A 19,909-nucleotide genomic window follows, 5' to 3' on the forward strand; every position below is an offset into this window, starting at 1 on the left:
GGTTTTTGTTATTTCCAGCTTGTTCGGTTAATTTGTGTATCTGTTTGCGTCGCTGTTGTTATTGCTATCTGTGTATCGTCTTTATTTACGGCAAAACCTACTATTTTTTGCGGCATGTCTATGTACGACGTTTCACCTGTTGTTAATTCGGTTCGCACCAACTGAGCGTTTTTTCTATCGTAAACATAGAAGTAGCGATTGCTTAAGCTCATTAGCGAGTGATAAATATTAATGTCTGCTTCTATTTCTAAGTCTACCGAAGTATTCAGCCCAACAAGTCTTGTCCCAGTTGTGTAATAAACGTTACCACTAGGATCGTTTAGCATATGAATTGCATTTGCAGGTATGAGCATCTTGATATTATTTGAGATTAAATCATATTCCCATACCTGGGTTTTTTCATTTACTGAAATTACCGTATAGATTTTCCTTTTATCAGGGCCAATAGCTGCGCTATTAATGAAATGTTCATCTTTATATTCAATTTTTCTTTTTACGCCAGTGTCTGCTTCAACAAGGTAAAGCTCATACTCTGCTTGCAGTAAGTAAAAGCTTCCGTCATTAGCTATTCGAGGAGGATATATGATCCTGCTATATTCTTTATCATATGTGGTTATTTGCGATAGCTCTTCACCCGCTAGCCAATACTGATAGGATCCACTTCGATTAGAGACAAACATTAGCTGATCATTAAAAAAGCGTGGGAAAAAGCTTTGTCCATCAGCTTGAAACTTCCTGTCTTCAATAAGATTAAGTGCCATATCATAAATAGAAATACTACTTTTTGATTCGGGCCTACTAACGGTAAGCGCTTGTGTTTTATTAATGGGTGATAAATTATTAATTGGCTCACCATTAGTGATGTTTAAGTGTGTTGTTAATGCGGTATCTAACTCTAACGTTGTTAACCCTGAATCCGAAGGCCAGATTAAAGAGTTGCTATCGGTATACCAATTCACGTTTTTGAGTATTGTAAATTTTGGAAACTCGAAGACTTTTTTGCTTTCTTTTGATTGAAAGTCATAGATATAAACATTGGTTGGTTTAGTGTGCTCTTCTTTGAGGTAAAACATCTTGTTGCCGTCTGGCGATATTCCAAATTGGCGTATGCCTTTGTACAAGTCATTCGAAGATAAAAACATGCGAGATTGCTGAGCCTCTATATCCCAAACAAGTAGGTCAGTGGCATTATCGCCTTTGCTAGAATAATATAAATTCTGCCCCTGTTTATCTAACTCCATTTTATAAAAAGGTTTTAATGGACAGGGCATTAGGTTTTTTACAAATTCGACAGTAGGAAAACCACCAGCATCAAAAAGCCCAATGTGGCAGGTCGAAGCTTTTCCATCGCGTACATAAGCGATTAAGTTAGACGATTCTACTTGCCAAGAAATAACATATAGATCGAAGTTTTTATATTCTAACTGCGTATTCGTATTATCAACTAAGCTGCCAACCACACTTTTTGTACCTTCGTCAGACTTGTTTATATACGAAAACATTGAGCCGTCAGGAGACACAATTGGCCTAGATTCGGCGCCAATTAACCAACTCGCAGGTAGAGAATTGATCTCTATATCTCTTTCTATACTGTTATTCTGATTGATGTCAGTAATGGTGTTGCTTTGTTCATTAATACCTTTATCACTAGAACTGACCGACAAAAACGACTCATACGCTAAATAACTTACAGCTAGCAATATAAAGACCGCGACAGCCATGAGGGCTTTGCTATTTTGTTTCGTGGGTACACCTTTATTCGTATCAGGTTTGTCTTGAGGGTCTTTAGACAAACCATCACTCTGTCTATCTGCTTCTTCGATGATGTTTGATGAGCCGTTTTCGTTTAAGGCACTATTGTTGGTATTTACGCTAGTAGGATTACCATTAGTAGTATTTGAACTATTAGTATGAAAAGAATTGGTATGAATGGAATTGGTACTAGCCTGAATCTCAACAGGCGCGTACGTTAAACTGTAGCCTTTTCGATAATGTGTTTTTATATATATATGATTAGAGTCTGGTAGCTTTAGTTGTTTTCTCAGTTCTGAAATTGCTCGATTGATTGAGTTGTCATCTACGTATGCATGCTGCCAAACATTGTCAATTAACTCTTGGCGAGAAACAATTTTATTACTATTCGAGATGAAGTAGTTTAATAGCTTTTCGATAAGCGGCTCTAATTCCCTAACGATACCCCCACTCTGAATTTCACTTTTTTCAGCATTGTATCGCCACGCGCCAATTTCAAACACCATTACTAACTTCCATTTCTATTATTTTTACACCGACAGGTTACAAACTCACAAACTAGATAGCAAGAACATTATTTACACAACAACGTATAGATTTGAAACCTTATGAAATCTAGCACAAACCATAATATTTAATAACTATATTATTATTTATCAATAACATAACAAATAAACAAAATGGAATTCCTTATGAATTTATTGTTAAGACTTCCATAAGCGACATATTCACTTTTCACCTCTAATCTTGTCACCACTGCAAACGAACACTCATCTCAGTTGATTCGAAATGCAGATATCTTTTAGCTGTATTTTAATTAACAAAATAGATTGGTTTAGCCAATAAGGATTTAAAAATGAAAAGCTTAAACAAAAATCAACTCGCTCTACTTACTTGTGTAATTGCTTTATCTCTTTCTGAAACGGCACAAGCATCTGCTACTGCATTTGCTCCAAGTAACCAACAGACTTCATATAGCCAACTATCTAATAAGGTGATGGCTAACTCAAATGAGCGTATCGAAAAGCACTTTAACCAAAAGGTCAATAAAGTGAATGATGTGACGGCGACAAAAGTTTTGGCTCAACTAGAGCTCTTTTCTAGCTACTAATAGCTAGCTACTAATAGCTAGTTACTAAAAAGTTAAATAACTGAATTGAATAACTAAAAATTTTAAAATTTAAAAGGCAAAAAAAATGAAAAATATAATTAAACAAACGCTTAAAGTATCGGTTTTAGCTGGTGTATTAGCCACATCATTTTCTTCTCTTTCTAATTCAGTGTGGGAGGTTAAAAAAGGCGAAGATGTTGTCCATATTGGTGGCACCATACACCTACTTCCTATCACAGAATATCCGCTGCCAAGTGTATTTACTGATACTTATCAAGCGGCAGATAGCATAGTGTTAGAAACAAAACTTCCTACACCCGATGATCAAGCGGGCCAAATGGCTTTACTTAAAGCCATGGCTTATGTAGAAGGGGAAACATTAAGTCAGCACTTATCTGAGCAAACAAAAGAAGATCTTAACAAGTACTTTTCCACTGTTGGAATTGAGTTTGAAAAATTGAATAAATTCAAACCTGGGTTTATTTCTTCAATGATTTTAAACATTGAAACCCAAAAAGCGGGCATGGCTGGAGCAGGTGTTGATAGTTACTTCTCACAGCTCGCCAATAAAGACAACAAATCAATCGAATACCTTGAGACCTTGGACTTTCAACTCAATATGCTAGCTAATATGGGTGTTGGTAACGAGGAGCACGTTGTAAAACACAATTTAGAGGAAGCAGATAAAATCGTTCCACTGTTGAAAAAGCTCATTGTAGCGTGGAGAACTGGTGATGAAAATACCATCAATGAGTTGGCTTTAGTACAAATGAAAGAGCAATTTCCTAGCAGTTTTAAAACGATGATGACAGATAGAAACCTAGATTGGGTACCAAAGATTGAAGCTCTTTTTAATGACGACGACAAGGAGTTTGTTTTGGTTGGTGCAGCCCATCTAGTAGGCGAAAATAGTGTAATCGAACAACTGAAAGACAAAGGCTATAAAGTAACAAAACTATAAGCTAAATATTGCTAAAATAAGTTTATTAAAGACGGTCTATTTTCATCTAAAGAAGATACAGAATGATTATAGACCGTTTCTGTTTTCACCCAATGAATTCATAACATCGACTTATTTTCGAAGTTTTATCCACCAGAGAACAGCCAACTAAAGACGATCTAATCAACTGCTGTATTTTCGAACAAAGGAGAGAAGTTTTTATTGATCAGTGCTAGAATGCGCTAGTAAATCCTTCCATTATTTTGAGAATCCATTTTGAGTCAATCTTCATTTTCCACTCTTGGGCTAAAGCCTGAGTTATTAAACACTTTAGAATCGTTAAATTATACAGAAATGACGCCTATTCAGGCTGAGTCTTTACCTCTTATTGTTGAGGGTAAAGACGTTATGGCACAAGCTAAGACTGGCTCAGGTAAAACTGCGGCTTTTTCGCTTGGTTTACTGCAAGCCTTAGACGTGAAACGTTTTAGAATTCAAGCTATGGTATTGTGCCCTACTCGCGAGTTAGCGGACCAAGTAGCAAAAGAAATTCGTACACTAGCCCGTGGCATTCATAACATTAAGGTTCTAACTTTATGTGGCGGCTCTCCTATGGGTCCTCAAATTGGTTCACTAGAACATGGCGCACATATTATTGTTGGTACGCCAGGGCGCATCGAAGATCATCTTTCTAAAAACCGTTTAGATTTGTCTGAATTAAAAACCTTGGTATTAGATGAAGCCGACAGAATGTTAGAGATGGGTTTCCAGTCTTCTATGGACGCGGTTATTGATGCAGCTCCTAAACAACGCCAAACATTACTATTCAGTGCTACATATGGCGACGAAGTTGCAGGCATTGCTAATAAAATCATGATTGATCCTACGTCAATTAAAGTTGAGTCTAATCATAATAAAGAAACGATTAAACAAAGCTTTTATGAAATTGATGACAATGAGCATCGTTTGTTGGCAACTCAATTACTAGTCATGGAGTTTCAACCAGAATCATGCGTCATTTTCTGTAATACCAAACGTGAAACACAAGATGTTGCTGATGAATTATGGGATATGGGATTCGATGTTTTAGCACTTCACGGTGATTTAGAGCAACGCGAACGTGACCAGGTATTGGTGCAGTTCTCTAATAAAAGTGGTTCTATATTAGTAGCAACAGACGTAGCAGCTCGTGGTTTAGACATTGAAGACTTAGACTTGGTTATCAACTATCAATTAGCTCATGATACTGAAACTCACATTCACCGCATTGGTCGTACAGGACGTGCTGGTCAAAACGGTCGCGCGTGTAGCTTAGTAGGTAAAAAAGACGGTTATAAAATGGGGCTAATTGAAGACTATTTAAGCCGTACCATTACACCTGAAGCGTTACCAAGTGAGGCGGTATTAGGTAAAACAGTACCCGTTGCTGCGATGAAAACGATTCGTATTGATGGCGGAAAAAAACAAAAAGTACGTGCAGGTGACATTCTTGGTTGTCTTACTGGTGAAGGCGGCATAGACGGAAGTGAAGTAGGTAAAATCCAACTTCATGACATGTGGGCCTACGTTGCAGTTAAAAAAGAAGTTGCGAAAAAAGCCGTAAAGAAAATTGAAACTGGTAAGCTCAAGGGGCGTAAATTTAGAGCTTGGACAATTAGGTAGTTAGCTCCTTTGTTCTGGACACTTTCTTAGTTCTGAAATTAGATTTTCTATAGTATGAACCGGCGAGCTCATGCTATAGAAAATATTAATGAAATAAATTGGTTACACTGCATGTTTTATGTCCAAACATTTTGTTGACCAATTTATATACACCATTTATTGTGTGAATTCGTCAAAGATAAATGGACTTACTTATGAACTATAAAGTTAATTACTTTACCCTTTTATTAGCTGCTAGTATTTCATCCTCGGTACTGGCCCAAACATCTTTACCAGCTAAGACGGCCTCTTTTCAACTGACTAAAGACGATTGGCAATATTTACCATTCGCTGAAAACTTAACGGATTTATCGTTACTACTGCCAGGCACAATCCTCGCGGATACTAGGCTCGGTTACTTAACGTCTATTCAAGGTAAAGCGGCCACTGACAATCAATATTTTTTAGATGGTGTAGAAATTGGTAATAGCATTACAAGCTTACAGCCTTCTCTTATTCCAGTTAGCCTGCTTAACACTGTTAGTTTAAATAACTCTGCTTTACATAGCTCGTTTAGTGATAGTTCTGGCCCACGTATCGATATAACATCACGTGACTTTAGCGAAGGTATCACTTTATCTCTGAATGCGAGATATTCCGATAAATCAAACCACAAATATTTAAGAGTGTATGATCCTTATTTTACTGATTCGGCGAACAGTGTTGCATTTGATGTGTTTAATTCAGGTTCATTTTTTAACAATCAGCTTTCTTATAAGTTACATTATTCAGGCCAAAGCCAAAAAAACAACCAATCTGTTTATCGAAATGATACACAAGCTAGAATCGACACACTGGCAAATACCGAATTGAATTCTGACCCAGAGACTTTTTATGGCAGTGTTCGCGGAATACTATTTGATGATCATACAATCACGCTGACTGGCTTTAAGGACAAAAATAAATCTGAACTTTCTAGCAACGCGTTAGATGTTATTACTAATAAAGATATCAATAATATAGTTTCAAATCGTGGCGGGCATTGGGTTAACTTCGCTTATGAATGGCAAATTTCAGAGTCAATACAGTTGAGCGCCACTCACAAGACTCAGGAATTATCTCATGAAGACATAGACCCATCGGGTTGCGATTCTATCTTTGATTATACAGTTAGCCCATATCGTCAAATTGGTTGCGCATCCTTATATGAGTCCCCTTTGTACCAATCAAAAGAGAAAAGTAATACTATTCAAGCCGACATTAATTTAGGGCAACACCAAGTCACTATCGGTTTTAAAAGCTCTGAGCTCACCCATTCAAATTTTCAAAATAAAGAAAGTTATTTTAAAATTATTGACGCAGATGGCTTAAATGCTCGCTACCCTTTTGACGGACCGTTTGATCAAGACCTTAAGTTCGCCTCTCGCTTTCTTCTGGGTGGTAGTGTAATAAGAGAATACGCGAACGATAAAAAAACACTCTTTATTAATGACAACTGGCAAATTTCGAAAGCAATACAGGTTAATTTAGGCCTGAATGCGACACAAGAAACGTTTACTAACGAACGTTACACCGACGATGTCATACCGTTATTCACAGAATATGGTAACGCTGATAATGATTATAATATTAGTCCAACGCTTAGCGTCGATTGGCATTTAATGGATGACAAAAACACCTCTTTTAACGTCTCTGCATCCCGGCAGTATGATTCAATACCTACTTCATTGATTCAAGGAACCGCTAACCGTTATTTTAGTGATCTGAATATTAGCTCTCCTTATTGGAGAGTCACTAATGGCGTAGATAGCGATGGTAATCTTGATCTAGGTGACGTTGCCGCTTTTTCAATCGTGGATTATAACGGCAATTACCCGGTCGCTTTACACGCCTTCATGGATAAAATAGAGTCGCCATATTCAAACCAGCTTTCTGCAAGTATGAATCGAGTCGTTTTCTCCGATTGGAATTTAAATCTAACGTACACCTTCGATGACATTCAAAACCCTTTAGCTCTATTTAATATTGAAAATCAAGTGGAAGCAGGCACTGGGTGGTATAACAATATAATTGGCAATGCAGGGAACAGCGGATATCGGACGACGAGAGAGTTCGGTATTACAAAGATTAGTCTCCCAGAGCTTACTCGAACAAACCACGCGATAGTAGCGCAACTCACGAAGCGAACACCAACCTATTACATAAATGCCAGCTATCAATGGCTTCGTTCAAACGGTAATTACGAGGGCTTAACGGCTTCTCGTTCTAGTTTATCCGAGTATGGTCATCGCCTTGCCCCAAACTACTACACGAGTGAACCTTATGCTGAAGGATTGTTACCTAATAACCGAAGCCACGTTATAAAGTTCAATGGCTATTATCATTTGCAAGAAAACTTAACATTAGGCGCAAGTGCCAGATTCTACTCAGGTGTACCAACCACATCATCAAACATGGCTGATCCAATAGACCCGAGTGTAGTTTATGATGAAACTACAGATGCTTTTGGAGAGATAGACCTTAAAGTGACATACAAAATGCAATTTGATTTAGTAGATATAAATATCGACTTCAGTATTCTAAATGTACTAGATAGTAGTACAGCATTGCGAGATGATTTGCGATTTAGACCTGATAGACTTAACGGCTCTACCAGGTTTGGTTCCCCTAATGAAGCGTCGCAATTCCAATCTGAACGATCTGGACAGATCAAGGTCACCATTGATTTTTAATTATGTCTAATAAGCTTGTATCTAATTAAACATAAACTAATCAGATATAAAAAAGGCTCAACTAAAGTTGAGCCTTTTTTATCACTACATTAAAGCAAAACGATTAAATATCGTTAGGCTTTGAACGTGAAGCACGCTTACGTTCGTTTTCAGATAAGAATTTCTTACGAATACGAATGCTCTCTGGCGTTACTTCTACTAGTTCATCATCATCAATAAACTCAAGAGCTTGCTCTAGTGTCATTTGAATGTGAGGCGTTAGCGTTTGCGCTTCGTCTGTACCAGATGAACGTACGTTAGTTAATTGCTTACCTTTAAGTACGTTAACTGTTAAGTCATTGTCACGGCTATGAATACCAACAACCTGACCTTCATAGATGTCAGTTGCGTGTCCAATCATCATACGGCCACGAGACTGAAGGTTGAAGATTGCGTTTGTTAACGCTTTACCTGTCGCGTTTGCAATTAATACACCGTTCATACGCTGACCGATTTCGCCACCTTTATAAGGTCCGTACTCGTAGAATGTATGGTAAATAAGACCAGAACCTGACGTTAACGTCATGAACTCAGTTTGGAAACCAATTAAACCACGGCTTGGCATGATGAAGTCCATACGGATACGGCCTTTACCATCTGGTGCCATGTCAGTTAGTTCAGCTTTACGAAGACCCATTTTCTCCATGATTGCGCCTTGGTGCTGTTCTTCAACATCAATCGTAACCGTTTCGTATGGTTCTTGTTTTTCGCCATCAACTTCACGCATGATAACTTCTGGACGAGATACAGCTAATTCAAAGCCTTCACGACGCATGTTTTCAATTAAGATACCTAAGTGTAATTCACCACGGCCAGATACTTTGAATTTATCAGCATCGTCAAGTTGTTGAACACGTAGCGCTACGTTGTGAACTAACTCTTTGTCCAAACGCTCTTTGATGTTACGTGAAGTAACAAACTTACCTTCTTTACCAGCAAACGGAGACGTATTTACTTGGAACGTCATTGTTACTGTAGGCTCGTCAACTGAAAGTAAAGGAAGACCTTCAACTTCAGATGGACAACAAATAGTGTCAGAGATTTTTAATTCGCCAAGACCTGTAATTGCGATGATATCACCAGCACTTGCAGATTCTGCTTCATAACGGTCTAGACCTAAGTAACCGAATACCTTGCCTACTTTACCGTTATGAATTGGACCAGCAGCAGTTTGAACTGTTACTTGTTGGTTAGGCTTAACCGTACCACGAGTAATACGACCGATACCGATAACACCAAGGTATGAGCTGTAATCTAACTGAGAAATCTGCATTTGGAACGGACCATCAACGTCGGCTGCCGGAGGTGGCACTTGGTCAATGATAGTTTCGAATAATGGAGTCATGTCTGTACCAGTTTCGCCTTCTTCATGAGAAGCCCAACCGTTAAGTGCAGAAGCATAAACTACTTGGAAATCCAACTGTTCGTCAGTTGCACCAAGGTTATCGAATAGGTCAAATACTTGATCCATAACCCAATCAGGACGAGCGCCTGGCTTATCAATTTTGTTGATAACTAGGATTGGCTTAAGGCCTTGAGCAAACGCTTTTTGTGTTACGAAACGCGTTTGAGGCATAGGACCTTCTTGCGCATCAACAATAAGTAATACAGAGTCAACCATTGACATAACACGTTCAACTTCACCACCGAAGTCCGCGTGTCCTGGAGTATCAACGATATTTACACGATAATCGTTCCAGTTGATTGCCGTATTTTTTGCAAGAATGGTAATACCACGTTCTTTTTCGATGTCATTCGAGTCCATAACGCGTTCGTCATGGTCAGTACGCGCATCTAACGTACCTGATTGTGCTAGTAGTTTATCTACAAGCGTAGTTTTACCGTGGTCAACGTGGGCAATGATTGCAACGTTTCTCAGACCTTTACGGACATTTGAGCTCATCAATTCTTCCTCAAAAAGGGTATTTAGTCGACAACAAAATCAACTGGATTCTATCTGGCGCGGGATTATACACGAAAGATTAGCAGAATGAGTGTATTTAATAAAAATAGCTCATTTTTTTTACAGCTCAATATAGCAATTTGTTGAAATGTATTTAGAATAGAAATTCAACAACGGAGTGATAAATGAATACGGATTCGTTCAATTTTATGCAGGAAATATTCAGTACTGTTCTTCGGAATAGTCTTGATTTATTTGCATACGTAGACAAAAACTACAACTATCAATATGTTAGCGATAGCTACCTGCAGTTTTATGGGCAAGGTGGTGACTCATTAATCGGAAAAACACCGCTTGATGTTTTTGATTCTGAAACCTACCACGACTCAATACTACCCAACCTAGTTCAATGTTTTGACGATGGTAAACCGATAAATTATAAATCATGGTTAAAACCAAAAGGCCAAAACGAAGAGCACTTTTTATACGTTACTTACCTACCGCATTTCAGTGAAGAAAAGCAGCAAGTTGTTGGCGTTATTATTATTGCCAAAGACGTATCTGAATTTAAACGTGCAGAAACTCTGCTTGCTAAAACGGCAAATACAGATGCGTTAACAAATATCCCAAATCGTTTATTTTTAACCAATAAGCTAACTGCGCTAAGCCAACAGTCAAATCGTCATACCGACCGATATGCATTATTATTTTGCGACCTAGACGGCTTTAAACTAGTAAATGATAAATATGGTCATGCCGTGGGTGATCGAATACTTCATCAAGTAGCTCAACGCCTACAACAACAAATAAGACAAGAGGACGTTATCGCGCGATATGGAGGTGATGAGTTTGTGATATTAATCACTGACCGTGCTACCTCCGCAGCTTTAAATGCGGTCAGAAATAAGATTTTTAATTCTATTTCTCAACCATTTAATTTCTCTGGAGAGAAAATAAAAATTGGCATCAGCATAGGCGTTTCAATCTACCCGGATCACGGTTTAGAACCGGATGCTTTGCTTGAAAGGGCCGATGCAGAAATGTACTCTAGTAAAAATTCATACCGATAACAGTGGCTTTTTCTGCGTTGAAAGGCTAACTTTACAAGTGTGAATATCACCTAGCCTTTAATCAACCAAAAGAAATTTGATCACTATGAATGTAGAGTTTATTAATCCTTTTCTTAGCTCATTAATGAATGTACTAGAAACGATGGCAATGACAAAACTTGAGCCAGGCAAGCCTTCGTTAAAAAGAGAAGAAGTATCTAAAGGTGACGTCTCCGGTATCATAGGTATGGCTGGGCCACAGACTAAAGGCTCTTTGTCAGTTACATTTGAAGAGTCATTAGCCTTATCTATTATGGAAAAGATGCTAGGTGAAAGACCTGACTCAATTAACGAAGAAGTTACTGATATGGTTGGTGAAATAACTAATATGGTGACTGGTGGTGCGAAAAATATCCTAGGTGACAAAGGTTATGATTTTAACATGGCAACACCAACTGTCGTTTCTGGTAAAGCTCATACGATTAGCCATCAGTGTGAAAGCTCAACGTTAATTATTCCTTTCACTTCTGAGAGCGGTAAAGCTTACATAGAAGTTTCATTTGATGTTTTAGCGAAATGATCTTCCACCGTTAAATCATTGACATTTGGTGTAAAAAGGTGGAGCTCAGAGTTCTCACCTTTACCAAATGTAGAGTCGTAACTATTAAATACTTCTCGTACTGTCATAACCAAACGATTTCCAACCACATCAAACTTTTGTAATCGAGAACCTGCGGCTTTGACCGAAAAAACAACATAAGCTCTGCCACTTCCATTATAACTGCTACTCAATTGCAAAGGCGTTCCATCTTCATCTATTGTGATTACCATAGTGCCGTCAAAATCGTCGACATATTCGCGTGTTCTTTTATTAGTAATAATAGCTTCCATTGGTAATTTAAAGTGCAGTTTCTGCTGGCCTTCGCCATTATGAGCTACTTGCTCCACTCGAGTTAATTGTGCAAATTTTAATAAACGGTTTATTGAATCAACAGGTGACAAAAGGTTGTTTATATTTGTCATACTAAAATCGTTAATGGCATCTATTGTTGGCGTTGGTGCTTCTTCGTCTTCGAGTAGTAACGCTGATTCTTGTTTCATATTCTCAACTATATCTTTTGAATACGAAGTAGTTAAACCGTTTACACTCTCCTGAACAGTTAGATTAACTTGTCCGGACTTTTCTTTTAACTTTTTCCCCTCGCCTTGTTTGTCGTTAAAAGATACTACAATGTGGCCTCCAACGGGACGTTCGCCATTTAGTCGACTTAATGCGCCTGACAGTTTTTCCATCGCTAAGCTCGATGTATCACTTGAAGGATTTGCATTAACTTCAAAACTGCTAATGCTCAAAGCACTAAACATAATGGATGCGATAAAAAGTTTTGGTTGTGCAAATATCTTCATTTCGTAATTCCCGTTTACAAAAAATAACCTATTACTAACGACCAATTAATTTGTTATTCGTTCAATTAAATTTAAATCTAAGTCTAACAATATAAAGTTAGCTCGACTTCCTACCTTAATACCACCAATAGTAGCATTTTGATCAATGTACTCTGTTGGATAAGAAGTAGCCATTTTTAATGACTCTTTAATCGATATATCAAGATGTTGATGTGCGTTTTGCACTGCTGTTAACAAATTCAAATGAGCACCAGCTAGTGTGCCGGCTTCATTAGTCAAACGACCGCCTTGCACTACCACCGTTTGGTCAAAAAGTTGAAAACTTTCTATTTGAGATCCAATTGATGACATAGCGTCTGACACTAAATAAAGGCGACCTAACTTGCTTGATTTTGAGGATGGTATTGAATTATTTTTGATTTTCCACGCTAGCTTAGCGCTCGCGTAGTCGACATGAAAGCCATCAAGTATTAAACCTGCATAAGCACCTTCATTATTGAGTGCAGCACCTACAGCACCGGGTTCACGTCCTGTAAGCGGTGACATTGCGTTATATAGGTGAGTAAAACCTGATGCACCTAGCTTCAGTGCGGAACAGTGCTCTGCATATGTGGCATTGGTATGGCCGATTGACACAATACAGTCATTTTGAATTAGAAACTCTAAATCTTTATCAGACAATACTTCAGGGGCAATTGTAACGAGTTTTACTCCAAGATCTGAACGCGCATAAAGCGCTTTTTCTTGGTTAGATAAGGGTCTTATAAACTTATCTGGGTGAACGCCTTTTTTAGGTCCACTAATATGCGGCCCCTCGAAGTGAATACCAATAATACCGTTTAATTTTTGTCGGTGAGCCTCTGCGACAGAATTAGCGGCACGAGTCATGACATCAATATTGTCAGTTATTATGGTCGGTAATATATACTCGGTGCCAAATTGCTGGTGTGCCATTAATATTTTTTTCAAGCCCAGTAAATTTGGCTCATCGTTAAATAACACTCCACCGCCACCGTTCACTTGTAAATCGACAAAACCGGGGCTTAGAATACCGTCCAATTTCATAGCCTGAATATTTTCAGCCAGATCGTTGACCACCAAAATATCTGTTACTTTTCCGTCATCAACTCTAACTACTCTATTTTCTAATAGTTCATGGCCATCGAATAAAAAGCGTGGAGTGTAATAAAGTGTCATAAGTATTAATTAGTTGCCGAAAAAGAATAGAATATACGATTGTGCGTTTTTTAATAGTGGGAATATACAGAGACTTGATTGCGGCCATTAATTTTAGATTGATACAACGCTTTGTCTGCAAGTTTTATAAGTTCGTTCATTGAACGATCTGTTAAATCGCTCAGTACTAGACCAAAACTACAAGTCAACTTAAAGTCCATTTCTAAATTTAAAGAAAATGCACTTTCTTCAATAACTTGCCGTAGGTATTCTATTTTCTTAACCAAAATAGGCGGGGGTTCACCTTCTAATATAATGACAAACTCTTCACCTCCGATACGAGCAATAATGTCTCTCGCCCTTAAATTTTCTTTGAGTAAGTCTGCAAGTCGCTTTAATACTGTATCGCCCACATCATGACCAAAACTATCATTTATCGACTTAAAATGATCAATGTCCATCATAGCAACAATAAAGGATCGGTTAGTTTGATAGGATGAATTTATAGCTGATGTACCGTGCTCTAGCAGCCCTCTTCGATTGTAAACCTCTGTGAGAGTATCGGTTTTAGCGAGTTTTTCTAAATTAAGCGTTTTATCTTTTATTGCCGTGATGTCTCTTTCAATTGAAGCAAAATGTGTAACCACACCTTTATTATTTTTTAGTGGAACGATGTTTAAATCCACCCAATAGGGTGTACCGTCCTTTCGATAATTGATAACTTCTGCACGCACGGGTAAAGACTGAGTTAGATGGTCCATTATCCGCTTTGTTGTAATTGGGCTTGTTTTTTCACCACTGAGTATGGCGGGCGTTTTTCCAATGACTTCTTTGCATGTATAACCTGTTAACCGGCTAAAAGCTTGGTTTACATATACAATTTCTGGACCTTGTCCCTTTGTATCAATCGCTTGACTGACAATAACGGCGTCATCGGCATTAGACACAATGTCCTTAAAAGGTATCACTTCTTTTTCTGTGGAAATATCGGTAAAGGTAACAACATAACTAGCACCTTTATTGTGAGTGTTACTCTCGATAAAAGCATTACATAAAAACCAGGAGTACACTTGGGTGCTTAAATTTAGTACGCCGATCTCGTAGTTATATAGGGGCTTTTGTGTCCGAGCGACAATGACCGCGGGAAACTCTTCAACTGGTAACTGAGCACCATGTTTATCAACAATAGTCCAAAAAGGGTCGGTAATTAAGTTGTTTGTCTCAGAGTCGACATTAAGACCTAGCCATTCAATGCCAGTTTTATTTGCATAATCGATTTTAAATTCGTCATTAAAAACAATGATGCCTATAGTTAATGAGTCTAGAAGTTGCTCATGATTGATTAATAAATTCATTAGAACCGCGAGCGAAACGTTTCTCTACTCGCCCAGTCACTCCACATAACAATTCATAAGGTACAGTTTCAGCATAGTCCGCGATTGATTCGATTGGCAAGCTTTCACCCCAAAGAATCGCCTCGTCTCCTACCGAAACCGAGTCAGAATTGTTTATATCAATGGAAATCATATCCATTGATACTCTGCCTGCTAAAGGGTATTGCTGCCCATTCACTAGCACTGGAGTGCCATTGCGTGCATTTCTTGGATAACCATCACCGTAGCCAATTGCAATTACAGCTAACATAGTATCCTTAGTAGCAATCCACGTCGCACCATAACCAACGCTTTGTCCTTTTTTTACTTCTCTAATAGCAATAACACTTGATTTTAACGTCATTACTGGTCGAAGGTTATAATCAGCGGCTAGTGTGTTTAATACGGGTGATACTCCATAAAGCATAATCCCTGGGCGAACCCAATGGTGATGGCTTTGTGGAAACGACAAAATTGCCGCGGAATTGGCAAAAGAGAGCTCACCCAAATGCTGCTTTTTTAACTCATTAAAAACGCCAAATTGATAGTCGTTTAATGAATGTTCAACATCGTCGGCACAGCCAAAATGGCTCATTAAAATAGGTTGACCTAACACGTTTGGATGCTGGTCGAGCTTGTCTAAAGCAACCTTAAATAATGATGGAGGTAGACCCAATCGGTGCATACCTGTATCAACTTTTAGCCACACTGTGACCGAACGAGGCAACTTAGCCTCAATGAACTGTTGAAGCTGCTGCTCGGTATGTAAAACAGTATCTAGCCCTAAGTTTGAAATGATTTGTAATTCGTCAGCCTCAAAAAAGCCTTCCAATAATACAATAGGTTTTGTGATTCCAGCGGCTCTTAACGCAACGGCTTCACTCAACCTAGCAACCCCAAAAGCGTCAGCTCCACTTAAGCTTTTTGCAATTTGAGTTGTGCCATGGCCATAGGCATTTGCCTTTAACATGGCCAAAACTTTACTGTTTGGCGCACGTTTTCTAACGATCGTTAGATTGTGTTGTAGTGCACTTAAATCAATTTCTGCCACGGCAATTTTCATAACTAGCTATTAATCCTCAATGATGGCGTTGCCAGCGTAATTGTCAAAACGAGAGTAATGCAGCTGTGTTGTAAGTCGGATACGCCCAATTGGACCATTACGATGCTTACCTATTATTATTTCTGCCGTTCCTTTATCAGCCGAGTCTTCGTGATAAACCTCATCACGATATATGAACATAATTAAATCTGCATCTTGCTCTATTGAACCCGACTCCCTTAAGTCCGAGTTTACTGGTCGTTTGTCAGCGCGCTGCTCTAGTCCACGGTTAAGCTGAGCTAAGGCAATAATAGGAATATTCAGTTCTTTTGCTAACGCCTTTAACGAAGCTGATATATCGGCAATTTCAAGGGTACGGTTGTCTTTAAACTCTGGCGAGCGCATTAACTGAAGGTAGTCGATCATTATCATGGACAATCCGCCGTGTTCACGAGCAATACGCCTTGCACGCGAACGAACTTCCGTTGGTGTTAATCCAGACGAATCATCTATATAAAGCTTTCCGCTCTCTTGCATAATGCCAAGGGTACTTGCTAAGCGCGCCCAATCATCATCGTCTAGATTACCGGTTCTCACTTTAGTTTGATCAATTCTACCTAGCGACGCTAACATCCTCATCATAATTGAATCGGCCGGCATCTCTAAACTAAATACTAACGCTGGGTATTCTGATGTTAGTGCTGCCGTTTCTACTAGGTTCATCGCGAAGGTGGTTTTACCCATAGATGGACGTGCGGCAACAATAATTAGATCTGAGTTTTGAAAACCACTGGTCATTTTATCCAAGTCGGTAAATCCGCTTGTTAAACCTGTTATACCGTCGTTATCGCTGCGCATTAATTCTTCAATACGATCAACAGTCGAGCTTAGGATTGAGTTTAGATCTTTTGGACCATCGTTGGCATTTTCTCGCTGTTCGGCAATTTTGAAAACTTTTGATTCTGCGAAGTCGAGGAGCTCTTCGCTGCTTCTGCCTTCTGGGTTGTAACATGCGTCTGCAACTTCATTGGCAGTACCAATCAGCTCTCGAACGACAGCGCGTTCTCGGACGATTTCTGCATAAGCGACAATATTGGCAGCACTTGGTGTATTTTTAGCAATTTCACCTAAGTAAGCAAAACCACCAACCCCTTCTAGCAACTTCTCTTTTTCGAGGGCTTCAGAGACGGTAATTAAGTCTATCGGATTGTTTTGCAATACTAGGCCAGCCATCGCATTGAATATAGCTTTGTGCTGACGAAGATAAAAGTCGCCTTTTACTACTTTCTCAGCAACTCTATCCCAAGCGTTGTTGTCCAACATCAAACCACCAAGTACAGATTGTTCCGCCTCAATTGAATGGGGAGGTAACTTTAAGGAGTCAACTTGAGCTTGTTGTTCTCTACTTGGTTTGTATGAAGATTTTGCCATGTAATGCTAGACCTAATGATAAAAATGTAATGCACTTCAAGTGCTAGGATTCATCATTTTATGGTGAATAATGCCTTACCGCAATAACTATAAGCCACAAGATTTTTAATCCCGTGGCTTATTAGGTTTTCGACTATTTTTGTGGCTTGTATGAACAATTACCTTCTATTTCTTTAAAATACTTATGTCGCCATTAACCGTATTCATTTCAAATTTAACAAGGCCGCTTCCTGTTTCAAACTCCAATGATTCTCCAGGCCCGTATCGATTTTTAGTTGACTGCTGGTTTGTTAGCTTGTTGTTAATATCACCACCGGTATGAGTTTCAATACTAAACCTTGCAGAAATATCTGCTGGTACATACAAATCAATTTCGCCACTGACCGTTGAGACAACAACTTTACCTTTTTTATCGTAATCATAATCAAGTTTGATGTCGCCATTAACCGTACTAATTTCTAACTCTTCAACGCCACGTAGTGCAAGGTTGATGCTACCGTTTACATTTGTTATCGCTAAATCGCTAGAAACTATATTAGTATTAATCTCGCCATTTACTGTCGTAATTTCCGCTTCACCTTGGCTACCTTTGTCGTCTATTTCACCATTTACTGTAGTTATAGTTATTCGCCCTGATAACTCTCGACTGGTAATTTTGCCGTTAACGGTTTCTAGTTCAACTCGCTTTTCTAATTTAGTCGCCGTTATGTCGCCATTAACCGTATTGATTTTTGCGCCACCAACGATTTCTTGCGCATCAACGGAGACATTTACGCCTTCAAACCTCAAGTCACTCTGCTTAGGAACGTAAAACGTTAGCTCACCGCTTGTGTCTTTCCAGCTACCCCAAGTTTCTTTCGGCATCTTAACTTTAAATATAATTCGATTGCCATTACGCTCAAATATATACCCTTCAGCTTTGTCGTCTAATTCACCAACGACTTTTACTTCTGGTTTATCCCAACTTTTTATGGAAACAAGACCTGTCATGACCTCTAAAGAGACACGACCGTTTTGCTCTGTTGCTAACGTCTCATCTATTTTTTCGCCAGCGAATATAGTCGCAGAAAACGCGATACAGGCAGCAACCAAGCTAAACTTTAATAACGCTTTTTTTACATTTATCATTTTAATTTCCTACTATTTTAAATTTGCATATATTTAGGTTGATGACTTTTCGCAATAATTTCTAATTGTTGCTGGTAAATATTTGTAAGCATTTTCATCAACGCGGGATCTTCTGGCTGTGTTTTTAACGCTTTAATCAATGACTTCTCGGCAAGCTCTAAGTCCTTTAATGAATCTTGCCATTTCTGATTAACTAACGATTGGCCATCAACTCGTTTTATCAGTTGTTGCTTTTGCAGCTCAAAACTAGATGAAATTGGTTTTAGCCAAGGTAGATCGTGTTCCATTGGAGTCATGTTATTCACATAAACACCCGCTAAAAAGGCGATTGGCACGAAAGCAGCTGCAATGCTTTTCCAATTAAAATATGAAGTGTATTGCACTTTCTGACTATCTTGTTGCGTTTTTGCTACGGCTTGTTCTATACCTGCCCATAAGTCACGTTTGGGGGCTAGTTCTTTTGGCAAAGCTTGCAACGCGTCGTCCAGCGATTGGTTATTGTCTGTTTGGTTCATTAGGCAACAACTCCTTGGGTTTGATCTTCTAACAACAACGCTTGTTGTAATAATTTTTTGGCTCTGTGGTACTGTGCTTTGCTAGAGCCTACTGCGATGGCAAGTTCCTTAGATATTTCTTCATGGCGCCAACCTTCGATAGCAAATAGTACAAACACAACTCGAGCTTGTTCCGGTAAGTTGGTAATGTGTTTATCCAAGCCACTTCTAGATAAACAAAAGTCATGCTGCTCATCCGTAATGGGGATCGCATCAATCATGGCGTCACCAGACACACTATCTTTGTCTACAAACCAACTTTGCCACCAGCGCTTTTGTTTACGCATGTAATTAATTGCTTGAAAGCTTGTAACGGAATAAAGCCATGTACTAAATTGACTATCGCCATGAAAGTTGTTTATTTTTTTCCAAACCTGAACAAATACTTCTTGGCATATGTCTTCGGCAATTTCACTGTCACCAGAGAGCCTATAGCAAAGGGCATAAACTCGCTTCCCATACTTGTCATATATAGGCTTAAGTGCAGTTTGTTTACCCTGCTTTAATTGTTCAATCCAACTTTGCTCATCATCAACATTATTAACGTGTTGCTTAAAAGCTTCTGGCTGGATGACGTTCCCAGTCACAATATAGTGCTCACTGTTGTTCTTGTGTTTGTTATGTCTTTAGT

The 19,909-nt window shown here is 38.7% G+C and carries 16 protein-coding genes; 6 read left to right on the forward strand and 10 right to left on the reverse strand.

The features are described 5' to 3' along the window. Positions 1-8: 8 nt before the first annotated feature. Positions 9-2,258: a winged helix-turn-helix domain-containing protein gene (locus tag ACZ1GV_RS11755; protein WP_472674329.1), complete on the reverse strand. Its 2,250-nt coding sequence runs from the start codon at positions 2,256-2,258 to the stop codon at positions 9-11. Between the two features lie 350 nt (positions 2,259-2,608). On the opposite strand from ACZ1GV_RS11755, the gene ACZ1GV_RS11760 reads away from it, so the two are divergent. The 4 genes from ACZ1GV_RS11760 (at position 2,609) to ACZ1GV_RS11775 (ending at position 8,176) form a co-directional block, all read left to right on the forward strand. Next, the gene (locus ACZ1GV_RS11760) at positions 2,609-2,863 is read left to right on the forward strand and encodes a hypothetical protein (protein WP_472674330.1); all 255 of its coding nucleotides are present in this window, start codon (positions 2,609-2,611) and stop codon (positions 2,861-2,863) included. An 85-nt stretch (positions 2,864-2,948) separates the two neighbouring features. Continuing rightward, complete coding sequence (locus tag ACZ1GV_RS11765; protein ID WP_472674331.1) at positions 2,949-3,824, forward strand: TraB/GumN family protein; 876 nt, start codon at positions 2,949-2,951, stop codon at positions 3,822-3,824. Between the two features lie 255 nt (positions 3,825-4,079). After that, complete coding sequence (gene dbpA, locus ACZ1GV_RS11770; RefSeq protein WP_472674332.1) at positions 4,080-5,465, forward strand: ATP-dependent RNA helicase DbpA; 1,386 nt, start codon at positions 4,080-4,082, stop codon at positions 5,463-5,465. A gap of 194 nt (positions 5,466-5,659) precedes the next feature. Continuing rightward, entirely contained in the window at positions 5,660-8,176 is a 2,517-nt protein-coding gene (locus ACZ1GV_RS11775) for a TonB-dependent receptor (protein WP_472674333.1), read from the forward strand. A 103-nt stretch (positions 8,177-8,279) separates the two neighbouring features. On the opposite strand, the gene typA is transcribed toward ACZ1GV_RS11775, so the two are convergent. After that, on the reverse strand, positions 8,280-10,118 hold the full coding sequence (typA, locus tag ACZ1GV_RS11780; protein ID WP_210561032.1) for a translational GTPase TypA: 1,839 nt from the start codon (positions 10,116-10,118) through the stop codon (positions 8,280-8,282). Positions 10,119-10,303: 185 nt separating this feature from the next. Here typA and ACZ1GV_RS11785 point away from each other — a divergent pair, with 185 nt between their 5' ends. Both ACZ1GV_RS11785 and ACZ1GV_RS11790 read left to right on the forward strand, forming a co-directional pair. Continuing rightward, entirely contained in the window at positions 10,304-11,188 is an 885-nt protein-coding gene (locus tag ACZ1GV_RS11785) for a PAS domain-containing protein (RefSeq protein WP_472674334.1), read from the forward strand. Positions 11,189-11,273: 85 nt separating this feature from the next. Then, positions 11,274-11,747, forward strand: coding sequence for a chemotaxis protein CheX (locus ACZ1GV_RS11790; protein ID WP_472674335.1), 474 nt, complete (start codon positions 11,274-11,276; stop codon positions 11,745-11,747). Here the strand turns inward: ACZ1GV_RS11790 and ACZ1GV_RS11795 are convergent. The 8 genes from ACZ1GV_RS11795 to ACZ1GV_RS11830 all read right to left on the reverse strand — a co-directional run bounded on the left by ACZ1GV_RS11795 (position 11,711) and on the right by ACZ1GV_RS11830 (position 19,865). Continuing rightward, a complete protein-coding gene (locus tag ACZ1GV_RS11795) occupies positions 11,711-12,574 on the reverse strand; it encodes a hypothetical protein (protein ID WP_472674336.1) in 864 nt (287 codons plus the stop codon). The two genes, ACZ1GV_RS11790 and ACZ1GV_RS11795, sit on opposite strands and share 37 nt — an antisense overlap. Before the next feature lie 45 nt (positions 12,575-12,619). Further along, positions 12,620-13,771 carry an N-acetylglucosamine-6-phosphate deacetylase gene (gene nagA, locus ACZ1GV_RS11800; protein ID WP_472674337.1) on the reverse strand — a complete coding sequence of 384 codons (1,152 nt, stop codon included), beginning with the start codon at positions 13,769-13,771 and terminating at the stop codon, positions 12,620-12,622. A gap of 50 nt (positions 13,772-13,821) precedes the next feature. After that, on the reverse strand, positions 13,822-15,105 hold the full coding sequence (locus tag ACZ1GV_RS11805; protein WP_472674338.1) for a sensor domain-containing diguanylate cyclase: 1,284 nt from the start codon (positions 15,103-15,105) through the stop codon (positions 13,822-13,824). Further along, positions 15,083-16,186: an alanine racemase gene (gene alr, locus ACZ1GV_RS11810; RefSeq protein ID WP_472674339.1), complete on the reverse strand. Its 1,104-nt coding sequence runs from the start codon at positions 16,184-16,186 to the stop codon at positions 15,083-15,085. The genes ACZ1GV_RS11805 and alr overlap by 23 nt, the downstream gene beginning before the upstream one ends. Positions 16,187-16,195: 9 nt before the next feature. Next, on the reverse strand, positions 16,196-17,596 hold the full coding sequence (gene dnaB / locus ACZ1GV_RS11815) for a replicative DNA helicase (RefSeq protein ID WP_210561025.1): 1,401 nt from the start codon (positions 17,594-17,596) through the stop codon (positions 16,196-16,198). A gap of 165 nt (positions 17,597-17,761) precedes the next feature. Then, a complete protein-coding gene (locus ACZ1GV_RS11820; RefSeq protein WP_472674340.1) occupies positions 17,762-18,724 on the reverse strand; it encodes a DUF4097 family beta strand repeat-containing protein in 963 nt (320 codons plus the stop codon). 17 nt (positions 18,725-18,741) lie between these two features. Then, on the reverse strand, positions 18,742-19,239 hold the full coding sequence (locus tag ACZ1GV_RS11825) for a hypothetical protein (RefSeq protein ID WP_472674341.1): 498 nt from the start codon (positions 19,237-19,239) through the stop codon (positions 18,742-18,744). Continuing rightward, complete coding sequence (locus tag ACZ1GV_RS11830) at positions 19,239-19,865, reverse strand: RNA polymerase sigma factor (protein ID WP_472674342.1); 627 nt, start codon at positions 19,863-19,865, stop codon at positions 19,239-19,241. Before ACZ1GV_RS11830 ends, ACZ1GV_RS11825 begins: the two co-directional genes overlap by 1 nt. Positions 19,866-19,909 lie beyond the last annotated feature (44 nt).

Source organism: Psychrosphaera sp. HA2-10, assembly GCF_055693745.1.

What these genes read in the sequence shown, in the direction of transcription:
- ACZ1GV_RS11820 (WP_472674340.1), bottom strand. Translation starts at nt 18,724, where the DNA reads ATGATAAATGTAAAAAAAGCGTTATTAAAGTTTAGCTTGGTTGCTGCC.
- ACZ1GV_RS11825 (WP_472674341.1), bottom strand. Translation starts at nt 19,239, where the DNA reads ATGAACCAAACAGACAATAACCAATCGCTGGACGACGCGTTGCAAGCT.
- ACZ1GV_RS11755 (WP_472674329.1), bottom strand. Translation starts at nt 2,258, where the DNA reads ATGGTGTTTGAAATTGGCGCGTGGCGATACAATGCTGAAAAAAGTGAA.
- nagA (WP_472674337.1), bottom strand. Translation starts at nt 13,771, where the DNA reads ATGACACTTTATTACACTCCACGCTTTTTATTCGATGGCCATGAACTA.
- ACZ1GV_RS11795 (WP_472674336.1), bottom strand. Translation starts at nt 12,574, where the DNA reads ATGAAGATATTTGCACAACCAAAACTTTTTATCGCATCCATTATGTTT.
- ACZ1GV_RS11765 (WP_472674331.1), top strand. Translation starts at nt 2,949, where the DNA reads ATGAAAAATATAATTAAACAAACGCTTAAAGTATCGGTTTTAGCTGGT.
- alr (WP_472674339.1), bottom strand. Translation starts at nt 16,186, where the DNA reads ATGAAAATTGCCGTGGCAGAAATTGATTTAAGTGCACTACAACACAAT.
- ACZ1GV_RS11775 (WP_472674333.1), top strand. Translation starts at nt 5,660, where the DNA reads ATGAACTATAAAGTTAATTACTTTACCCTTTTATTAGCTGCTAGTATT.
- ACZ1GV_RS11790 (WP_472674335.1), top strand. Translation starts at nt 11,274, where the DNA reads ATGAATGTAGAGTTTATTAATCCTTTTCTTAGCTCATTAATGAATGTA.
- dnaB (WP_210561025.1), bottom strand. Translation starts at nt 17,596, where the DNA reads ATGGCAAAATCTTCATACAAACCAAGTAGAGAACAACAAGCTCAAGTT.
- ACZ1GV_RS11805 (WP_472674338.1), bottom strand. Translation starts at nt 15,105, where the DNA reads ATGAATTTATTAATCAATCATGAGCAACTTCTAGACTCATTAACTATA.
- ACZ1GV_RS11760 (WP_472674330.1), top strand. Translation starts at nt 2,609, where the DNA reads ATGAAAAGCTTAAACAAAAATCAACTCGCTCTACTTACTTGTGTAATT.
- typA (WP_210561032.1), bottom strand. Translation starts at nt 10,118, where the DNA reads ATGAGCTCAAATGTCCGTAAAGGTCTGAGAAACGTTGCAATCATTGCC.
- ACZ1GV_RS11785 (WP_472674334.1), top strand. Translation starts at nt 10,304, where the DNA reads ATGAATACGGATTCGTTCAATTTTATGCAGGAAATATTCAGTACTGTT.